General features: G+C 66.1%; 15 protein-coding genes and 1 pseudogene. 6 read left to right on the top strand and 10 right to left on the bottom strand.

Annotated elements, in window-relative coordinates:
- Window positions 1-42: 42 nt before the first annotated feature.
- Together BN972_RS07325 and purU are read left to right on the top strand one after the other, a co-directional pair.
- Window positions 43-1,410 carry an HNH endonuclease signature motif containing protein gene (locus tag BN972_RS07325; protein WP_036354561.1) on the top strand — a complete coding sequence of 456 codons (1,368 nt, stop codon included), beginning with the start codon at window positions 43-45 and terminating at the stop codon, window positions 1,408-1,410.
- 66 nt (window positions 1,411-1,476) lie between these two features.
- Window positions 1,477-2,388: a formyltetrahydrofolate deformylase gene (gene purU, locus BN972_RS07320; RefSeq protein ID WP_036354558.1), complete on the top strand. Its 912-nt coding sequence runs from the start codon at window positions 1,477-1,479 to the stop codon at window positions 2,386-2,388.
- Between the two features lie 8 nt (window positions 2,389-2,396).
- Here the strand turns inward: purU and BN972_RS07315 are convergent, their stop codons facing one another.
- Window positions 2,397-3,449 (bottom strand): NAD-dependent epimerase/dehydratase family protein, encoded by a 1,053-nt coding sequence (locus tag BN972_RS07315; protein WP_036356856.1) that lies wholly within the window; start codon window positions 3,447-3,449, stop codon window positions 2,397-2,399.
- Window positions 3,450-3,747: 298 nt separating this feature from the next.
- Between BN972_RS07315 and BN972_RS07310 the strand changes: the two genes are divergently transcribed.
- The gene (locus BN972_RS07310; protein ID WP_036354555.1) at window positions 3,748-3,927 is read left to right on the top strand and encodes a hypothetical protein; all 180 of its coding nucleotides are present in this window, start codon (window positions 3,748-3,750) and stop codon (window positions 3,925-3,927) included.
- A 92-nt stretch (window positions 3,928-4,019) separates the two neighbouring features.
- On the top strand, window positions 4,020-4,976 hold the full coding sequence (locus BN972_RS07305) for a metallophosphoesterase (protein WP_036354553.1): 957 nt from the start codon (window positions 4,020-4,022) through the stop codon (window positions 4,974-4,976).
- Between the two features lie 3 nt (window positions 4,977-4,979).
- On the opposite strand, the gene coaD is transcribed toward BN972_RS07305, so the two are convergent.
- The 6 genes and pseudogenes from coaD to BN972_RS07275 all read right to left on the bottom strand — a co-directional run bounded on the left by coaD (window position 4,980) and on the right by BN972_RS07275 (window position 12,085).
- A complete protein-coding gene (gene coaD / locus BN972_RS07300) occupies window positions 4,980-5,459 on the bottom strand; it encodes a pantetheine-phosphate adenylyltransferase (protein ID WP_036354550.1) in 480 nt (159 codons plus the stop codon).
- A 77-nt stretch (window positions 5,460-5,536) separates the two neighbouring features.
- Window positions 5,537-6,091, bottom strand: coding sequence for a 16S rRNA (guanine(966)-N(2))-methyltransferase RsmD (gene rsmD / locus BN972_RS07295; RefSeq protein WP_036354548.1), 555 nt, complete (start codon window positions 6,089-6,091; stop codon window positions 5,537-5,539).
- Window positions 6,088-9,496: pseudogene (locus BN972_RS07290) on the bottom strand (pyruvate carboxylase). Before BN972_RS07290 ends, rsmD begins: the two are co-directional and overlap by 4 nt.
- 9 nt (window positions 9,497-9,505) lie before the next feature.
- Window positions 9,506-10,123, bottom strand: a complete 618-nt coding sequence (locus tag BN972_RS07285; protein WP_036354545.1) for a vitamin K epoxide reductase family protein — start codon at window positions 10,121-10,123, stop codon at window positions 9,506-9,508.
- A 4-nt stretch (window positions 10,124-10,127) separates the two neighbouring features.
- Window positions 10,128-10,883, bottom strand: coding sequence for a DsbA family protein (locus BN972_RS07280; protein WP_036354542.1), 756 nt, complete (start codon window positions 10,881-10,883; stop codon window positions 10,128-10,130).
- An 80-nt stretch (window positions 10,884-10,963) separates the two neighbouring features.
- A complete protein-coding gene (locus BN972_RS07275) occupies window positions 10,964-12,085 on the bottom strand; it encodes an alpha/beta hydrolase (RefSeq protein WP_036354539.1) in 1,122 nt (373 codons plus the stop codon).
- On the opposite strand from BN972_RS07275, the gene BN972_RS07270 reads away from it, so the two are divergent.
- Both BN972_RS07270 and BN972_RS07265 read left to right on the top strand, forming a co-directional pair.
- A complete protein-coding gene (locus tag BN972_RS07270) occupies window positions 12,084-12,926 on the top strand; it encodes an aldo/keto reductase (RefSeq protein ID WP_036354537.1) in 843 nt (280 codons plus the stop codon). The two genes, BN972_RS07275 and BN972_RS07270, sit on opposite strands and share 2 nt — an antisense overlap.
- Window positions 12,927-12,936: 10 nt before the next feature.
- Window positions 12,937-13,782: an aldo/keto reductase gene (locus BN972_RS07265; protein WP_036354535.1), complete on the top strand. Its 846-nt coding sequence runs from the start codon at window positions 12,937-12,939 to the stop codon at window positions 13,780-13,782.
- A gap of 17 nt (window positions 13,783-13,799) precedes the next feature.
- Here BN972_RS07265 and BN972_RS07260 read toward each other — a convergent pair whose 3' ends face one another.
- From BN972_RS07260 to BN972_RS07250, 3 genes are read right to left on the bottom strand one after another with little or no spacing between them, the layout of a single operon-like run.
- Entirely contained in the window at window positions 13,800-14,513 is a 714-nt protein-coding gene (locus tag BN972_RS07260; RefSeq protein ID WP_036354533.1) for an HNH endonuclease family protein, read from the bottom strand.
- Complete coding sequence (recG, locus tag BN972_RS07255) at window positions 14,510-16,735, bottom strand: ATP-dependent DNA helicase RecG (RefSeq protein WP_036354530.1); 2,226 nt, start codon at window positions 16,733-16,735, stop codon at window positions 14,510-14,512. The genes BN972_RS07260 and recG overlap by 4 nt, the downstream gene beginning before the upstream one ends.
- Window positions 16,735-18,438: a DAK2 domain-containing protein gene (locus tag BN972_RS07250; RefSeq protein WP_051545321.1), complete on the bottom strand. Its 1,704-nt coding sequence runs from the start codon at window positions 18,436-18,438 to the stop codon at window positions 16,735-16,737. The genes recG and BN972_RS07250 overlap by 1 nt, the downstream gene beginning before the upstream one ends.
- Window positions 18,439-18,662: the final 224 nt, after the last annotated feature.

Below are 18,662 nucleotides of genomic sequence, written 5' to 3'. Positions count from 1 at the left end.
TGAGCCAGCATTTGTGTCAGTGGTCGTTCGTAGAATTCAGGCATGGCTTCCAGCACTCGTGAGGAGATCAGCGAGGTGCTGGATCTGCTCGACAAGGGCTTGGATCGACTGTGCGAGTTGACTTTCGACATATTCGTCACTCCGGAGCGGCAGCGGACGTTGCAGCGCATAGAACGTATGGCGCGCCGGCTGCGGGCACCGCAGCACACACTGATCAATCAACTCGGCGCGCAGGCCTGCCCGGAGGAACTCGGTGGCCCACTGGGCAAAGCGCTAGCCGATTTGTTGCACGTCACCCCGAACGAGGCCAGCCGCCGTATCGCCGAAGCGCAGGACCTGGGTGAACGCAGGGCGCTGACGGGCGAGCCACTGCCGCCACTGCTGCCGGCCACGGCCGCCGCCCAACGCGAAGGGAAGATCGGCGAAGGGCACGTGCGGGTGATCCGCGATTTTTTCCGCGATCTACCCGCATCGGTACACGTTTGGACACGGGAAGAAGCCGAGAGGCAACTGGCCAAGCTCGCGATCGACCGCCGCCCCGATGATCTGCGCGGGCTGGCCGACGAGTTGGCCGATTACCTCAACCCCGATGGCAACTTCAGCGACGACGACCGCGCCCGCAAGCGCGGCATAACTTTGGGCAAGCAGGAATCCGATGGCATGTCACGCATCAGCGGCTACATCAGCCCCGAACTGCGGGCAACAGTAGAGGCCGTCGAGGCAAAACTTGGCGCACCGGGCATGTGTAATCCCGAGGACGAGACTCCCGTCGTCGACGAGAAGCCCACCGACGAAGCGGCGCGGCACGACCTGCGATCCAAGGCCCAGCGCTTCCACGATGCGCTACTGGTAGGCCTGCGGGCGTTGCTGATGTCGGGGAAGTTGGGGCAGCACAACGGTTTACCGACGTCCATTGTGGTCACTACCACCCTCAAGGAACTCGAAGCCGCTGCCGGACGTGGTCTCACCGGTGGGGGCACCATCCTGCCGATGTCCGATGTGATCCGGCTGGCCGGCCACGCGCGCCACTATCTGGCGATCTTCGACGACGGAAAGGCTTTGGCGCTGTACCACACCAAGCGCCTCGCGAACGCCGCACAACGACTCGTCATGCACGCGAAGCACCGCGGCTGCACCTTTCCCGGGTGCTCGACCAAGGGCTACAACTGCGACGTGCACCATGTGACGCCCTACGCCAAGTCCGGCATCACCGACGTCAACGATCTCACGTTCGCCTGCACCGGCCATCACCCCATTGCCGAGAAAGGTTGGCTTACCCGCACCACCAAACACGGCGACACCGAATGGCTTCCGCCCGCCCACCTGGACCATGGCCAGCCCCGGACCAACAAATTCCACCACCCCGAAAAGCTGCTTTGCGAAAGCGACGAGGACGAAGACGAGCCATAGCTGCCGAAACACCAACTCTCGGCGGTATCGTGTCCTGCGTCATTTCCCGGCGAAGGGAGGTCGAGCATGTCACCGCCGAGCGAACCCGGCGACTTCCCGGTACGACCCGCCGGCCCGCCGCCACCCGCCGACATCGGACGCTTGTTGCTGCGCTGCCACGACCGGCCGGGAATCATCGCGGCCGTGAGCGCCTTCCTCGCCAATGCCGGCGCGAACATCATCTCGCTGGATCAGCATTCCACCGCACCGGAGGACGGCACCTTCCTGCAGCGGGCGATATTTCATCTACCCGGGCTCACCGCGGCAATCGACGGGCTGGAACGTGACTTCGCCAACTCGGTGGCCGAAAAATTCGGCATCGACTACCGATTCACCGAGGCCGCGAATCCCAAGCGGGTGGCAATCATGGCATCCAAGGAAGACCACTGCCTGCTGGATCTGTTGTGGCGCAATCGGCGCGGGGAACTCCCTATGTCGATCGCGATGGTGATCGCCAACCATCCAAATCTGGCCGAGCGGGTCCGGCCCTTCGGGGTGCCATTCATCCACATTCCCGCCACCCGCGACACACGCGCCGAAGCCGAGCAGCGTCAACTCCAATTGCTCAGTGGCAACGTCGATCTGGTCGTCCTGGCCCGATATATGCAGATACTCACCCCGGATTTTCTCGCCGCGATCGGCTGCCCACTCATCAACATTCACCACTCGTTCCTGCCCGCCTTCATCGGCGCAGCCCCTTACAAGCGCGCCCGCGAGCGGGGCGTCAAACTCGTTGGCGCGACCGCCCACTATGTCACCGCAATTCTCGATGAGGGACCCATCATCGAACAGGATGTGGTGCGCGTCAGCCACACTGACACCGTCGACGACCTGGTGCGTGTCGGTGCTGACGTCGAGCGCGCGGTGTTGTCCCGGGCGGTGCTCTGGCACTGTCAGGACCGCGTCATCGTGCACAACAACCAGACGATTGTCTTCTAGGATGTCTTCTAGGAGACGACTTCCACCGCCGTTTCACCGAATCGTGCGCGGAGTGCTTCCCAGACGCCGGCATACCGACCGGGCGAATTGCGATATGCCCCATGGTGTTTGACGAGCTGCTGAGCCAGTGGCGCGACAAGCCGTCTCGGAGTGCGCTTCCAGCCAGCCCGTGCGGACATCTCGGCCAGCATATCCGGCCATGGATGTTGCTGGAAACGCAGTAACCTTTGCTCGCGGGAAACGTCCATCCAATCATTGGGGAACCAGTCGTCGTCACTGTCCGGATCGCCGGGCCGCCCCTGCGGCAGCAAGCCGACCATGCCCTGAGTTGCCGCCATCGCCGACCCAATCCCGCCCTGCCGCAACCGATGTGTGTCATCACCGGCAATCAGCAGGATCTGCCCGACTACGTCTTTATCCGCGCATGCGGCGAAAGCCGCTGCGACATCGCGGGTATCGACGCAGTGCACCCGGCCGTCGGTCGGCAACGCACTACCGAAATACACGATGTCGGGGGTGAAGGGCATGGCAACGGGGTCGACGCTGAGGACCCCGCCGAGCCGCAGCACCACCCAATCCAGGGTTGACGACCGGACCAAGAGTTCTGCTTCGAGCTTGTGGCCTCCATAGAGTTCACATGGCCGCAGCGGCGTGTCCACATCGAGCAGGTCGGCGTGGCGGTAAGGGTTACGCGAGCCGTAGATTGCGACGCTCGAGGCGTGCAGGAACCGGGGCGGATTCGGCTGGCTCTCGGCGGCCCGCACCAGAGCGGCGGTGGCATCCACGTTCACCTTGCGAGCGAATCGCGCGTAGCGGTAGGTCAGCGGCGGAATCACCGCGGCCAGGTGAACGATCACATCGGGTGAAACCTCGGTGACCAGGCCATCGACGCATTCAGGATCGGTCAGATCGGTCCAACGAGTTTCCACCCCGCGCGGTAGCGCCACGTCGGCCCGGCGGTGAGCGGTGGCCACCACCCGCCAGCCGTCCCGGGCAAATCGCCGCACGGTATCGCATCCGACCAAACCGAAAGCGCCGGTAATCAGCACGGTTTCCGACATGGCGTCCCCGATCCCGTAGAACATCGTTGTTCTTGGAAGGACGGTAACTCTTTTGCGGGGGCGGCGTCTCAGGATTCGGGTGCGCGCCGTGTCCTTTGTGCGAGCCGGCTTTTTTGCGGGCGAGCAGACGCACAATCGCACGCAAACGCTTCGTTTCGTGCGATTCTGCGTCTGCTCGCACTGGTAGGTCACTCGCCAAGGATCCCAGAAGGTTTCGTCAAGCTGCCGCCGTCATTGTTTCTGCAACGGCAACCGCCGCCCACCAAACCGCAACGACACGAAAGACGAGGTACCAAATATGTCCACCACCCGCATCCGTGCCCTCGCCGGGATGTCACTGTTGGCTTCCGCGATCGGCCTGGCCGCTTTTGGGGCCGGCACCGCCAACGCCGCCCCGAACCACCTGCCCGAGTACGGCACGTACACCTGCTACGACTACGCGACGCAGACCTTCTACACCTGCTTCGACCCCAGCTAGTCCGGGCGATAACAACGGACCTGGTCCCCCACCGGACCGGGTCCGTTTTTCATGGGCAGAAACGCGTCAGACCCAGATGCGAAGATCGAGTCATGCAGGGCTACGACATCATCGGGGATGTCCATGGTTGCGCCTCGCAGCTGGAGGGTCTCCTCGCGGAACTCGGCTATCGGGTCCGCGAGGGCGCCTACCGGCATCCCGAGCGGCAGGCGATCTTCGTGGGTGATCTGGTCGACCGAGGCAGCGAACAGCTCCGCGTTCTCGAGCTCGTCAAGCCGATGGTGGACACCGGTAGCGCCCAGATTGTCATGGGCAACCACGAATTCAACGCGATCTGTTATGCCACCAGGGATCCGGAGAACACCGGTCGTTACCTGCGAAGGCGCACCAAGAAGAACACGCACCAGCACCAGGCGTTTCTCAAGCAGCTCACCTTCAAACAGCGCACCGATTACATACATTGGTTCGCAACGCTGCCCCTGTGGCTGGACCTCGGCGACATTCGGGTTGTGCACGCGTGCTGGCACGGCGAGTCGATCGGATATGTTGCGGGACAACTAGGTTCGAACCGATTCCGACACCCGGATCAGTTCGTGAGAGCTTCCGCGAAAGGTGATCCGCTCTACACGAGCGTTGAAATCCTGCTCAAAGGGCCGGAGATCAGCCTCACCGCCCATGGGCAGCCTGCCTACCAGGACAAGGACGGACACTTACGCGACAGCGCCCGAATCCGATGGTGGGATGACGGCGCAACGACGCTGCGTGAAATCGCCGAGATAGCAAGCAATTACACGACCGAGGACGGCAAGCCCTACCCGGCGCTGCCTGACATCGAGGTCGATGCAAAGGAACGGTCCTTCGTATACAGCGACACCGTTCCGGTGTTCTTCGGCCACTATTGGCGGCGCGGCAAGCCTCAGCAGGCACGCGATTGGACCGCGCACTGTGCCTGCGTGGATTTCAGCGTGGCCAAGGGCGGCGCGATAACCGCCTACCGATGGTCGGGCGAAAACACCATCAACCCGGCGCACTACATCCAGCTGACCTAGTGGCTACCGCTCAGCGATCCGTTCCCGCAGTCGACGGTTCACCGGTTCGGGCAGCAGCTCAGTCACGTCGCCGCCGAGCATCGCGACCTCCTTGGCCAACGACGACGAAACGAACGAATAGCGCGGGGCGGTCGCCACGAAGAAGGTGTCCACACCGGCCACGTGCTTGTTCATCTGCGCCATCTGCAGCTCGTACTCGAAGTCGGTACCGGTGCGCAGACCCTTGACGATGGCGTTCATCCCACAAGAGCGGACAAAGTCGACGACCAGACCTTGGCCCGACTTCACCTTCAGGTTGGGCAGATGCGTCGTCGACTCCTCGATCATCGCGATCCGCTCGTCGAGGTCGAACATGCCCTTTTTGGCGGGGTTCACCAGGATGGCCACCACCACCTCGTCGAATTGGGCGGCAGCGCGCTCGAACACGTCGATGTGGCCCAGGGTGACGGGGTCGAAAGACCCGGGACAAACCGCGCCGCTCATAGGCCGCGCCCGCGACGATGCAGAACGAAGTGATGCGGAGGAGCGGCGCCCATGGGTGAAAACGCTAGCACCGGCACTCAGTCGTGTTCAGCCAGCTCCAGACGGGTGTCGCCGTACACCCGCTCGGGCCACACCGACCAGTCGCTCGGCCAAGTCAGCCACGGGCTCCCCACACCGCGCTCCACCACCGCAACAGTTCCCGCTCGCACCCAGCCGTGCGCACTCAACGCGACAAGGACAGCGTTTATCTCCGCACTATCGACGTCGTAGGGCGGGTCGGCCAGCACCAGGTCCACCGGCGCCGCCGTCCCGCCGGCCAGCACCGTCGACACCATGCCTCTGCGTACCGTGGCGCCCGGCAGATCCACGGCCTTGATATTGCGGGTTATCACTGCCGCGCTGCGCGGGTCGGACTCGACGAACAGCGCCGACGCGGCCCCGCGGGAAAGCGCCTCCAACCCCAGCGCACCCGAACCTGCATACAGATCCAGCACGGCCAAACCCGTGCAATCCAGCCGCGCCGTCAAGATGTTGAACAGCGACTCGCGCACCCGATCGGTGGTCGGTCTGGTCCCCTTCGGCGGGACCGCGAGACGCCGGCCGCCGGCCACCCCGCCGATGATTCGGGTCAGGGCTTACCACCCGCCTGCGGCGAACTCAACACCACCAGCAGATCCCCACCCTCTACCTGAGCGGTGCTTGATACCGCCACGCGCTCCACGGTGCCCTCACTGGGCGCGGTGATCGGAGCTTCCATCTTCATGGCCTCGATGGTGGCAATCGTGTCCCCCGCGCTCACCTCATCGCCCTCGGACACGCTCACCGTCACCACCCCGGCGAAGGGCGCCGCGACGTGCCCGGGGTTGCCCCGGTCAGCCTTCTCCGCCGCTGGAACGGCACTAGCGATGCTGCGATCGCGCACCAGCACCGGCCGCAACTGACCATTGATGATGCACATCACCGTGCGCATACCGCGCTCGTCCGGTTCGGAAATGGCCTCCAGCCCGATCAACAACTCGACGCCGCGCTCCAGCTTCACCCGGTGCTCTTCGCCTTGGCGCAGTCCGTAAAAGAACTGGTTGGCCGATAACTGCGAGGTGTCACCGTAGGTTTCCCGATGCTCTTCGAATTCCTTTGTCGGCCCGGGGAACAACAACCTGTTCAGCACCGCCTGCCGTTTGGGCCCCGGCGCCGACAACGCGTTCTCGTCGTCCGAGCTGAGCTCCGGATCCGGCTTGGCCGGAGCGCGGCCGGCCAGCGCGGCTGACCGCAGCGGCTCCGGCCATCCTCCGGCCGGATCGCCCAGATCGCCGCGCAGGAAACTCAGCACCGATTCCGGGATGTCCAATCGCGCCGGCTCGGCGGCGAATTCGTCGGCGCTCACCTGCGCACCCACCAACGCCAGCGCGAGATCGCCCACCACCTTCGACGATGGCGTGACCTTGATCAACCGGCCCAGCACCCGGTCGGCGCCCGCATATGCCTCTTCGATCTCCTCGAACCGGTCCCCCAGTCCGAGCGCGATCGCCTGCTGCCGCAGGTTGGACAGCTGCCCGCCCGGGATCTCGTGGTGGTACACCCGCCCTGTCGGCCCGGGCAGCCCGGATTCGAAGGGCGCGTACACCTTTCGCAAGGCTTCCCAGTAGGGCTCCAGCGCGCACACCGCCGCCAGCGACAAGCCGGTGTCATACGGCGTGTGAGCGGCTGCGGCCACGATCGAACTCAGCGCGGGCTGGCTGGTGGTGCCCGCCATCGGTGCCGAGGCGCCGTCGACCGCATCCGCCCCGGCCTGCCACGCCGCCACGTAGCTCCCCAGCTGCCCACCCGGGGTGTTCGTGGGTGTGCACGTGCACCGGCAGGTCGAAGCGGCTCCGCAGCGCGCTGACCAGAGTGTGGGCGGCCGGTGCCCGCAGCAGCCCGGCCATGTCCTTGATCGCCAGCACATGCGCACCCGCTTCGACGATCCCCTCGGCCAGCCGGAGATAGTAGTCCAGGGTGTACAGGCGCTCCGCGGGATCGGACAGGTCCCCGGTGTAGCACATCGCGACTTCGGCTATCGCCGAACCGGTTTCGCGTACCGCGTCGATGGCCGGCCGCATCGAGTCGAGATTATTAAGTGCGTCGAAAATGCGGAAGATGTCGATGCCGGTGACCGTCGCCTCTTCGACGAACGACGACGTGACGATCTCCGGATAGGGCGTGTACCCCACCGTGTTTCGGCCCCGCAGCAGCATCTGCAGGCAGATGTTGGGGATCGCTTCCCGCAGCGCGGCCAGCCGCTCCCACGGGTCCTCCTTGAGGAACCGCAGCGCCACGTCATAGGTTGCGCCACCCCAACATTCGACCGACAGCAACTGCGGCATGGTGCGCGCGAGATACGGTGCGACCATCATCAATCCGCTGGTGCGCACCCGGGTGGCCAGCAGCGACTGGTGCGCGTCGCGGAAGGTGGTGTCGGTGACCCCGACCGCCGGCGACTCGCGCAGCCACCGCGCAAAACCCTCCGGGCCCAACTCGACCAGCCGTTGCTTGGAGCCGGACGGCGGCGCCGCCTCCCGGTCGACCTCGGGCAGCTTGTCCTGGGGATACACGGTCGACGGCCGCGCACCGTGCGGCTGATTGACGGTGATATCGGCCAGGTAGTTCAGGATCTTGGTGCCGCGGTCCGCCGAGGTGCGCGCGGTCAGCAACTGCGGCCGGTCGTCGATGAACGAGGTGGTGATGTGACCGGCCTGAAAGTCCGGATCGTCCAGAACCGCTTGCAGGAACGAGATATTCGTCGAGACGCCGCGGATCCGGAACTCCGCCATGGCCCGTCGGGCCCGGCTCACCGCGGTCGGGAAATCCCGCCCGCGGCAGGTTAGCTTGACCAGCATCGAGTCGAAATGCGCGGAGATCTCGGCGCCGAGGTTGGTGCTGCCGTCGAGCCGGATACCCGCGCCGCCGGGCGTGCGCAACGCGCTGATCCGCCCGGTATCCGGCCGGAATCCGTTGGCCGGATCCTCGGTGGTGATGCGGCATTGCAGCGCGGCGCCGTGCGGGCGGACGGCGTCCTGCGTCAAGCCGAGGTTGTCCAGCGTCTCCCCCGAGGCGATCCGCAGCTGACTGGACACCAGGTCGACGTCGGTGATCTCCTCGGTGACGGTGTGCTCCACCTGAATCCGCGGGTTCATCTCGATGAAGACGTATGCGCCGTTCTCGTCCAGCAGGAACTCGACCGTGCCGGCGCAGCTGTAGCCGATATGGCGTGCGAAAGCCACCGCATCCGAGCAGATCCGCTCGCGCAATTCCGCGGGCAGGTTCGGGGCGGGCGCCAGTTCGATCACCTTCTGATGACGCCGCTGCACGCTGCAGTCCCGCTCATAAAGATGGATCACGTTGCCGTGGTTGTCGGCCAGGATCTGCACCTCGATGTGACGCGGTCGCAGCACGGCCTGTTCCAGATACACCGTGGGATCCCCGAATGCGGACTCGGCCTCCCGGCTGGCCGCCTCGATCGCTTCTGGCAGCGCGGCGCTGTCGGTGACCCGGCGCATGCCGCGACCGCCGCCGCCGGCGACCGCCTTGACAAACAACGGAAATTGCATGTCTTCGGACGCCGCCACCAGGTCGTCCACCGAAGCCGAGGGCGCCGACGACTCGAGGACCGGCAGTCCGGCTTCGCGCGCCGCGGCGACGGCACGGGACTTGTTGCCGGTCAGCGCAAGCACGTCGGCGCCGGGCCCGACGAAGATGATGCCCGCGGCCGCGCATGCCGCCGCCAATTGCGGGTTCTCCGAGAGGAATCCGTAGCCGGGATAGACGGCGTCGGCCCCACAACGCTGCGCCGTTTCGACGATCTCGTCCACCGACAGATACGCCCGCACCGGATGGCCGACTTCACCGATCTGGTAGGACTCGTCGGCCTTCGTCCGGTGCAGCGAGTTGCGGTCCTCGTACGAGTAGACGGCGACGGTGCCGATACCCAGCTCGTAGGCGGCGCGGAACGCCCGGATGGCGATTTCGCCGCGGTTGGCCACCAGCACTTTGGAGAACACGGCCGGCCCCTAACTTAGAAGTGTCGACCAATAATTCCAGAAGCGGGCCATGATCAGCAGGATCACCGCGGTGAACCAGAACGTGACGAGCGACCACCGCCACGAGAAGAGCAGCCGCACCGCCGTCCGATCCCGGATCACCGGCCGCACCAGCACGGACAACACCACCACCAACAACGTGATGGTGACGGCCCATACCACCATGCAGTACGGGCACAGGGCCCCGATGCGGTACAGGCTCTGGTAAATCAGCCAGTGCACAAAGACGGTGCCGAGCAACACTCCGACGGCCAGTCCCACCCAATACCACCGGGGCAACGGCACTTTCGTCACGGCCAGCACGCCGGTGACCACCACCACGGTGAAGCCCGCGATGCCGAGCAGCGGGTTGGGGAAGCCGAACAGCGATGCCTGCGGCGTCACCATCACCGAACCGCACGAAACGATCGGGTTGATGTTGCATGACGGAACATAGGACGGGTTCCGCAGCAGTTCGATCTTTTCGACCGTCAGCGTGATCGAGGAAAGCAGTCCGATCGCGCCGGCGATCAGCACCCACCACGCGCTGCGGGCCGGCACCCAGAGGTCGGTTTCAGGGGCCGTTTCGGGGGCAGGGTCAGCCGACACGCGGTCAGCTCTTCGCGGTAGCCGCGGCGTCGTCCATCCCGGGAATGTTGCCGACGATGTCCCTGATCTTGGCGACCAGCGCATCGGGTGTCGACCACTCGTATTCCTGCCCGTTGATCTTGACCGTCGGGGTTGCGCGGATGTTGTTGGCCCCCGCGAGACCGGTGACCTTGGAGATGTACTTGCCGCTGTTGATGCAGTCGGGCACCTTCCCCGCTGCGCCGGCCTGGCGCGCGAGTTCTATCAGCCGGGCGTTGTCGGGGAATTTCGTTCCGGTCTCCGACGGCTGGATGCCTTCGCTGTACAGCGCCGAATGGAAACGCCGGAACGCCTCGATGGACTCGTCGGCGACGCAGTAGGCCGCCGCGGCCGCGCGTGAGGAGTAGTTGTCCGTGCGCGGGCTGTCCAGGATGGTCACCATGGAGTAGTCGGCTTCGATCGCGCCGATGTCGATGAGTTTGGAGATCGTCGGACCGAAACCGCGCTCGAAGTTGCCGCAGGCCGGGCACAGGAAGTCCTCGTAGAACGACACCAAAGCCTTGGGCTTGCCGGCGTCGGTGACCAACTTGCTCGACGACACCCGGACCGCACCCTCTTGGCCCCCGACGGCCTTCTTGTGGTTCGAGTTGACGATGTAGAACACCAGCACGGCCGCGAAGATCACGATCACCGCGGTGCCGCCGATCTGAATGAGCCGGCCGAACTTGCCGTCGCCGGACTGCAGGTCGAGTCGCGCTGGGCGCTTGGGTTTGTCGGCCACAGTGATCCTCACGTGTGTTGGCTGTACCCCGGGCGGGGTTCAGGCGCCTCTAGAGTACCGACGGCACTGGTGAAGGCCGGTCAGCACCGGCTCAGGTGCGCACGCAGCGCCGAGATCAGCTCCTTTGTTCCCGCGGCGCTGCCACCGCCGAGCTGGAACAGGTTCGCGAAGCCGTGCGTCAGCGAGCCCAGGTAGCGCAGGTCCACGGCGGTACCGGCGGCCCGCAGCGCGGTCGCGTAGTCCTGTCCCTCGTCGCGTAGCGGATCGAACCCGGCGACCGCGATCAGGGCGGGCGCCAACCCGGCCAACGACTCAGCCAGCGCGGGCGACACCTGAGGATCGGTCAGATCGATCTCGGACTTGCGCAGGTACTGCGCGGTGAACCAGTCGATGTCGCGCTTGGTCAGCAGGAACCCGCGCGCAAACAGGCTCAGCGACCGGGTTTGCGCGGTGAAGTCGGTGCGCGGGTAGAGCAGCCACTGCAGCACCGGCGCCGGACCACCGCTGTCCCGGGCCAGTTGGCTCACGACGGCCGCCAGGTTGCCGCCCGCGCTGTCCCCGCCGACGGCAACCCGCCCGGGCGCCGCGCCGAGTTCGGCGGCGTGTTCGCTGGCCCATGTGAAGGCGGCATAGGCGTCCTCGATCGCCGCCGGTGCCGGATGCTCCGGCGCCAACCGGTAATCGACGGACAGGACGTGGATGCCCGCGTCGCGGCTGGTCAGGCGGCAAAGCGCGTCGTGGGTGTCCAAATCGCCGATCACCCAGCCGCCGCCGTGATAGAAGACCAGCAACGGCGCACCGTCGGCGCCCTCGGTCGGCCGGTAGTGCCGTGCCCGCAGGTCTCCCGCCGGTCCGGCCAGCGACAGCTCCCTCACCTCGACGTGGATCTGCGGACCTGGCATGTCCACCATGTTCTGGTGCATCAGGTCGCGGGAGGTGCTGGGATCGTCGTCGACCACCAGGCCGTCGATGCCGACGGCGCGCAGGCCGGTCAGCATCAGTTGCAACGTCGGATCCAGGGTGTTGCCGTCGATGATCACCGAGCGGCCCCGGGTCAGCAGCCGCTTGGCGGCCGACGGAATCAGCGGAATGACCTTCACGCCGGCACCTGTGACGGTGTTCTGGACGCGAGTCATCCACCCGATCGGTGCGCGCGTCGCTCCGGATTGGACTTCCGCCGCGCCTGGCAGACTTTTCGTCATGGGCCGCTCCCTTGAAAAAACCCTCGTCACGCTAAACGACGGCAATTCGATTCCCGTCATCGGCCTCGGCGTCTTCAAGATCGAACCGACGGATACCGAGCAGGCGGTCAGTGCCGCACTGCGCGCCGGCTATCGGCATATTGACACCGCGGCGGCCTACCTAAACGAACGGGAGACCGGGCGCGCGCTCGCCAACTCCGACGTGCCCCGCGACCAACTCTACGTCGTGACCAAACTGGCGAATCCGGACCAGGGCTACGACAGCACGTTACGGGCGTTCGACGCCAGCATGGACCGTCTCGGGCTGGATTATCTCGACCTGTACCTGATTCATTGGCCGCAGCCGCAGCTGAACAAATTTGTGGACTCCTTCAAGGCGTTTGCGAGCCTGCGCGATCAGGGCCGGGTCAAATCCGTCGGGGTCAGCAATTTCGAGCCCGAGCACCTGATGGTTCTGATCGACGCGACGGGAATCGTTCCGACGGTCAATCAGATCGAGTTGCATCCACGGCTTACGCAACAGGAGCTGCGAGAAGTGCACGCCCACCTGGGTATTGCCACCGAAGCGTGGTCTCCGCTGGGGCGCGGATCGCTGCTGAGCCACCCAACCGTCACCGCCGTCGCCGAAGATCACAGCCGGACACCAGCGCAGGTGTTGATCAGATGGCATATCCAACTCGGTAATATCGTGATTCCCAAGTCGGTTAACCCCGCGCGGATTGCGAGCAACTTCGACGTGTTCGATTTCGAACTCAGTGCCAGTGAAATGGCGTCGATCTCCTCGCTGGACGACGGAACGCGGCTTGGTCCTGATCCGAGAACTTTCACTTCAACCAGGTAGGTGAGACCACGTGACTGGCGAGTCGGGCGCCGACATACCGTCCATTGCCCTCAATGACGAGAACACGATTCCGGTTTTAGGGCTGGGCGTCGCCGAATTGTCGGAAGACGAGACCGAACGGGCGGTGTCCGCCGCGCTGGAGGCCGGTTGCCGGCTCATCGACACCGCCGCCGCCTACGGCAACGAGGCCGCGGTGGGGCGTGCGATCGCGGCGTCCGGCATTCCCCGCGCGGAATTGTTCGTCACCACCAAGCTGGCCACCGAGGACCAGGGTTTCGCCGCATCGCAAGACGCCTGCAAGGCCAGCCTGGAGCGCCTCGGCCTGGATTACGTCGACCTCTATCTGATCCACTGGCCGGCACCCACGGTGGGCAAGTACGTGGACTCGTTCGGCGGCTTGATCCAGTCCCGCGGTGATGGACTTGCCCGTTCCATCGGGGTGTCCAACTTCACCGAAGAGCACCTGTCGATGGTCATCGACCTGACCTTCGTCACCCCTGCGGTCAATCAGATCGAGCTGCATCCGCTGCTGAACCAAGACGAGCTGCGCAAGTCGAACGCCCAGCACGAAGTCGTCACCCAGTCCTACACGCCGTTGGCCCTGGGCAAACTGAACGACAACCCGGCGGTCACCTCGGTCGCCGGTGAATACGGCAAGACGCCGGCACAGGTGCTGCTGCGGTGGAACGTGCAGCTGGGCAACTCGGTGGTGTTCCGCTCCGCAAAGCCCGAGCACATTGCCGGCAACCTGGACATCTTCGATTTCGAATTGGCGGCGGAGCACGTGGATGCGCTCAACGGGCTAAATGACGGGACCCGGCTGCGCCCGGACCCGCTGACCTACGCCGGCAGCTAGCGGCGCTTCGCTGCGAGTCAGGCCGGCGGGCAGGTGCCTGCGGCCTGGCGAAGCACGTCGGCGGAGGCCTGGTCGAGCGGCAGCGCGTAGCCGCGCATCACGGCGATGAACTGCATCGCGTACTGGCACGCGAACGCTCCGTTGGGTGGCATCCACTGCGCCGGTGGGGAATCGCCCTTGTCCTGGTTGGCCTGCCCCTGCACGGCCAGCAGGTTGCCCGGGTCGTTGGCGAACTTCACCCGCAGCCGGGCCGGCCAACTCGCCGCGGCCATGTCCCAGGCGTACGCCAGGGGCACGATGTGGTCGATCTGCACTGCTTCGCCGATCTTGGCACCGCGCTGGAAGGCGATGACCGCGTTCGTGTAGGGGTCGTGCAGAGTGCCGGTCGCCACCGCGTTGGGACAGCGCTTGGTGAAAACGAAGGTGACGTCGACGAGATCGCGGGCCAGGATGTCGTCGCGGGTGTCACAACCGTTGTGCCCCAACGGCGCATCGTTGTTGTCGTCCCAGGCGTCCCCGAACGCCGAGCGACGGTAGTCGAAACGATGGTTGCGCCGCGGCACCACCGCGACACCGGCGAGCACGTCGACCCCGGGCTGCACGGTCGGGATGTCTGCCCGGGCGGCGAACTCGTCGGCGTGCCTGGTCACCGTCGAGCCGACGGTCTGGTAGGCGACCACCAGGGCCAGCGTCGCTACTGCGGCCAGCCACCAAAGCCGCTTGCGGGTCACGACTTGTCCAAGTATTCGACGCGATCGTCTGTGACGAAATGCGCTGCCAAAGAATTCAATCCGGGATCTCCCGGGTTTTCGCCGTGCGCTCGGACACAGAATTCCCGGGCCGCCTCGATATAGGCGAGGTGCTTGGCCAGTGACAGCAGCCGCAAGGTGATCGGCCTGCCGGACTGGTTGCGGCCCAACACATCTCCTTCCTTACGCTCGTCCAGGTCGAGGTCGGCGAGGGTGAATCCGTCCATGGTCGCCGCCACCGCATTCAGTCTCCGACTGGCCGGTGAGTCCGGCGACACCCAACTCACCAGCAGACACAGGCTGGCATGCTCGCCCCGTCCGATCCGCCCGCGCAGTTGGTGCAGTTGGCTGATGCCGAACCGGTCGGCGTCCATGATCAGCATCACGGTGGCGTTGGGGACGTCGACGCCGACCTCGATGACGGTGGTGCACACCAGCACATCGACCTCGCCAGCCCGGAAGGCCGCCATCGCAGCATCCTTCTCGTCGCTCGACAACCGTCCGTGCATCAGCGCCAGCCGCAGCCCGGCGAGTTCTCCGGCGCGCAACCGCTGGAAAAGTCCCTCGGCGGTGATTGCCGGCTTGGTGCCGCCCTCTTCGCCGGCGTTGTCGTTCTCATCGATCCGGGGCGCCACCACGTAGACCTGCCGACCCGCGGCGACTTCCTCGTGGATGCGTCGCCACGCGCGTTCGAGCCAGGCCGGCTTGTCCCACGCATAGATCACCTGGGTGTTGATCGGCTGACGTCCGCGCGGAAGTTCGCGCAGCGTCAGTGTTTCCAGGTCGCCGTAGACGGTGAGCGCGACGGTGCGCGGAATGGGCGTCGCGGTCATCACCAGTAGGTGCGGCGTGATCCCGGCATGCGCCTTGGCGCGCAAGCGATCTCGCTGCTCGACACCAAAGCGGTGTTGCTCGTCGACGACCACCATGCCCAGGTTGTGAAATTCCACGGCGTCCTGCAGCAGCGCGTGGGTACCGACCACGATGCCGGCCTGCCCGCTGCCGATCTGCGCGCGGATCCGCTTCTTTTGCGCCGCCGACATCGACCCGGTGAGCAATGCCACGCTGGTCGCGTTGTCGGCACCGCCCAGCTGGCCCGCCATCGCCAACGGCCCCAGCACGTCGGTGATCGAACGCAGGTGTTGTGCGGCAAGCACTTCGGTGGGCGCCAAGAGCGCGCACTGATAACCCGCGTCGACCAGCTGCAGCATGGCCAGCACCGCGACGATGGTCTTGCCCGAGCCCACTTCGCCCTGCAGCAGGCGGTTGAGTGGACGGGTGCTGGCCAACCCGTCGGACAGCACATCGAGCACTTCACGCTGTCCCACCGTCAGCGAGAACGGCAGCCGCCGCAGCAGCTCGGCCGCCAGACCATCGGGCCGCGGCGGGGCTGGGGGCCCCGACTCGGACAACTCGCCGTGCCTGCGGCACACCAGCGCCCACTGCAGTCCGACGGCTTCGTCGAAGGTGAGACGCTCGCGCGCACGCTCGCGCTCGGTGGGTTCCTCGGCGAGGTGAATGTCGCGCAGTGCCTGGTCCTCGGAGATCAGGCCGAGCTCGGCGCGCAGGTCCGCGGGCAACGGATCCGCGACCGGATCCAGCATGTCGACGACCTGCCGCACACAGCGGTAAATGTCCCAACTCTGCAGCTTGGTGCTGGCCGGATAGATCGGGTATGACCGGCGCTCGAACTCCGACATCGCGACCTCGCCGCTGACGGCCTGCGACGCGTCGGCGATGTTACGCAGCGAATTGGTGCCGCGGTTCTTACCGGGCTTGTCCATCAGCAGGAACGCCGGGTGGGTCAGCTGCATGGCGCCTTTGTAGTAACCGACCTCGCCGGACAGCATCACCTTGGTGTGCTCGGTGAGGTCCCGCTTGAGGTAATCCGCGTTGAAGAAGGTGGCGGTCACCTTGCCGCGGCCGCTGCCGAGCGTGATGCGCAGCCATTGCCTCGGCTTGCCTTTCGGCCCCTTCTGTCGCATCCACCCGGTCGCGGTGGCGGTGATGACGTCGACGATTGTGATGTGCTCGCCGGGTTCCGGGCGCTGGTCCTCGGCGCCGAGCCGGGACGCGCCCTCGAAGTAGCTGCGGGGGTAATGCCGGAGCAGTTCACCGACGGTGCAGATGCCGAACTCCTCGTCGAGGAGTTTGATCGTCTTGTCGGTCAACAGGTAGTCGAGCCGATCGTCGAGCGTGGCCACTACTCCACCCCGATCAGCAGCACGTCACCACGGTGGCCGGTGCGGTAGACCATCAACTCGCTGCCCGGATGGCGATCGTGCATGTGGCCTTCCAGCACGGTCTGGATGGCCTCGGCATCGTCGCCGTCCAGCGCGGCGCCCTCCAGGACCGTCACCAGATCGCCACCGGAAGCCAACAGCAGGTCGAGCAGGCCAATCGCCGCCGCCGCGGCATCCTCCGCCACAATCAGCACTTCGTCGCCGGCGATGCCCAGACCGTCCCCCGGCTTGCAGGTGCCTGCCCAGGTCAAGGCGGTCTCGGTGGCGATCCGCACCGATCCGTGCCGGGCGCCGCCCGCGGCCCGGGCCATCGTGTAGCCGTCATCGACGGCTTGGCGACCGGGGTCGTGCACGGCCAGCGCCGCCAGCCCCTGGACCATCGACGCGGTAGGCACCGGGACCACGTCGACTCCCCAGCCGATCGCCGCGGTGCAACCGGCGACCAGCTCCTCGGCAGCGACATACCCGTTTGGCAGCACCATCACCTGGGCGGCGCCGGTGTCCACGACGGCGCGCACCAGTTGGTGGGCACTGATGCCCACGGCAGCTTCCGGATCCTGGTCGGGTCCCGGCCGAAGCACGAAGGCGCCTTCACCGGCGAACAGCTCATCGGCGCCATCTCCGTCGACGACGGCCAGCACCGCACGGTCGCGGGTCCAGCTGCCGGCGCCCAGGCCGGAGATGCCGGCGCTCAGCGCGGAAACCACGATCCGGCTGGGCCGTCCGGCGGCCAGGCCCGCCTCGATCGCCGCGCCCGCGTCGTCGGTGTGCACGTGCACCGAGTAGCGATGCTCGGGCGCGGCCGCGATCGCCACCGAATCCCCGAGCTCGCCGAGCCGTTCCCGGAGCGTGTCCGCGGCCTCGGCAGCGCACTCGGCCAGCAGGTACATCACCTCGAATTGCGGAGCCGGCCGCCGCGTCCCGGGGTCGGCCTGCTGTGCCGCCGGTGACGGCTCGTAGACTGGCCGCGCGGGGGCGTGTCCGGTGATCGTCGATCGCAGCGCATCGAGCAGGACCAGCAGGCCGCGGCCCCCGGCGTCCACCACACCGGCGTCGGCGAGCACGTCGAGCTGCTCGGGGGTTCGTTCCAGCGCGACCACCGCCGCGTCGCCGGCGTCGATAACCGCGCGGGCGAGCGTCTCGCCGGCGGCGGCGCACTGCTCGACGGCCATGGCGGCCGCTCGCAGCACCGAGACGATGGTTCCCGGCACCTCCTCACCGCCCATGGACGCGACGATCAGGTCGAGACCACGCCACAGGGCGGAGCCGAAGGTCGCGGCGTCGATCACGGTCAGCTGGCCACCGGATTCGGCGACCACGTTCCCGGTGACGTCGGCGATGCCGAGCAGGATTTGCGAGAGGATGACCCCGGAATTCCCGCGGGCGCCCTTGACTGCCCCCGCCGAGAGCGCCGCCGCGACACCAGCGACGTCGACGACGCCGGCGACGTCGCCCGCATCGGCTTCGGCCAGCGCCGCACGCATGGTGAACAGCATGTTCGCCCCGGTGTCGGAGTCGGCGACCGGGAACACGTTCAGCCGGTTGATCTCGTCAATGTGCGTGATCAGGTCACTGACCACCGTGTGCGCCCAGTCTCGCAGGGCCAGGCCGTCCAACGGACGATCCGAAGTACTCAACCCGACCCCACCTCCTCTGCCGCTCATGGGGCCCCGATTGCGCGCCAGCGTAGCCTCGGTCCGCACCGGCACACGAGCCTAGCGACCGGCTGCGACAGCACAGGTGATCGCGCTGTTCGGCGCGGTGCCGTTTTGGTGGTTGACGACCACAGTCGGTATCCTGGGACGGCCTGGGCTAGCCTGGGCTATTCCGGCTCGTTCGGCAGACCCACGAGGCGTCGCCGGGCCCCAGACAGACTTGAGGAGTTCGA

The organism is Mycobacterium asiaticum DSM 44297, assembly GCF_000613245.1.
Classification (GTDB): domain Bacteria; phylum Actinomycetota; class Actinomycetes; order Mycobacteriales; family Mycobacteriaceae; genus Mycobacterium; species Mycobacterium asiaticum.
Note: the sequence above shows the minus strand (reverse complement) of the source record. Positions and strands in the feature narration are given on the sequence as shown.

Excerpts from the sequence above, each read along its gene's own strand:
- BN972_RS07310 (WP_036354555.1), top strand. The coding sequence starts at position 3,748 with ATGTCCACCACCCGCATCCGTGCCCTCGCCGGGATGTCACTGTTGGCT.
- coaD (WP_036354550.1), bottom strand. The coding sequence starts at position 5,459 with ATGAGCGGCGCGGTTTGTCCCGGGTCTTTCGACCCCGTCACCCTGGGC.
- BN972_RS07275 (WP_036354539.1), bottom strand. The coding sequence starts at position 12,085 with ATGACGAAAAGTCTGCCAGGCGCGGCGGAAGTCCAATCCGGAGCGACG.
- BN972_RS07270 (WP_036354537.1), top strand. The coding sequence starts at position 12,084 with ATGGGCCGCTCCCTTGAAAAAACCCTCGTCACGCTAAACGACGGCAAT.
- BN972_RS07305 (WP_036354553.1), top strand. The coding sequence starts at position 4,020 with ATGCAGGGCTACGACATCATCGGGGATGTCCATGGTTGCGCCTCGCAG.
- BN972_RS07250 (WP_051545321.1), bottom strand. The coding sequence starts at position 18,438 with ATGAGCGGCAGAGGAGGTGGGGTCGGGTTGAGTACTTCGGATCGTCCG.
- BN972_RS07315 (WP_036356856.1), bottom strand. The coding sequence starts at position 3,449 with ATGTCGGAAACCGTGCTGATTACCGGCGCTTTCGGTTTGGTCGGATGC.
- purU (WP_036354558.1), top strand. The coding sequence starts at position 1,477 with ATGTCACCGCCGAGCGAACCCGGCGACTTCCCGGTACGACCCGCCGGC.
- BN972_RS07325 (WP_036354561.1), top strand. The coding sequence starts at position 43 with ATGGCTTCCAGCACTCGTGAGGAGATCAGCGAGGTGCTGGATCTGCTC.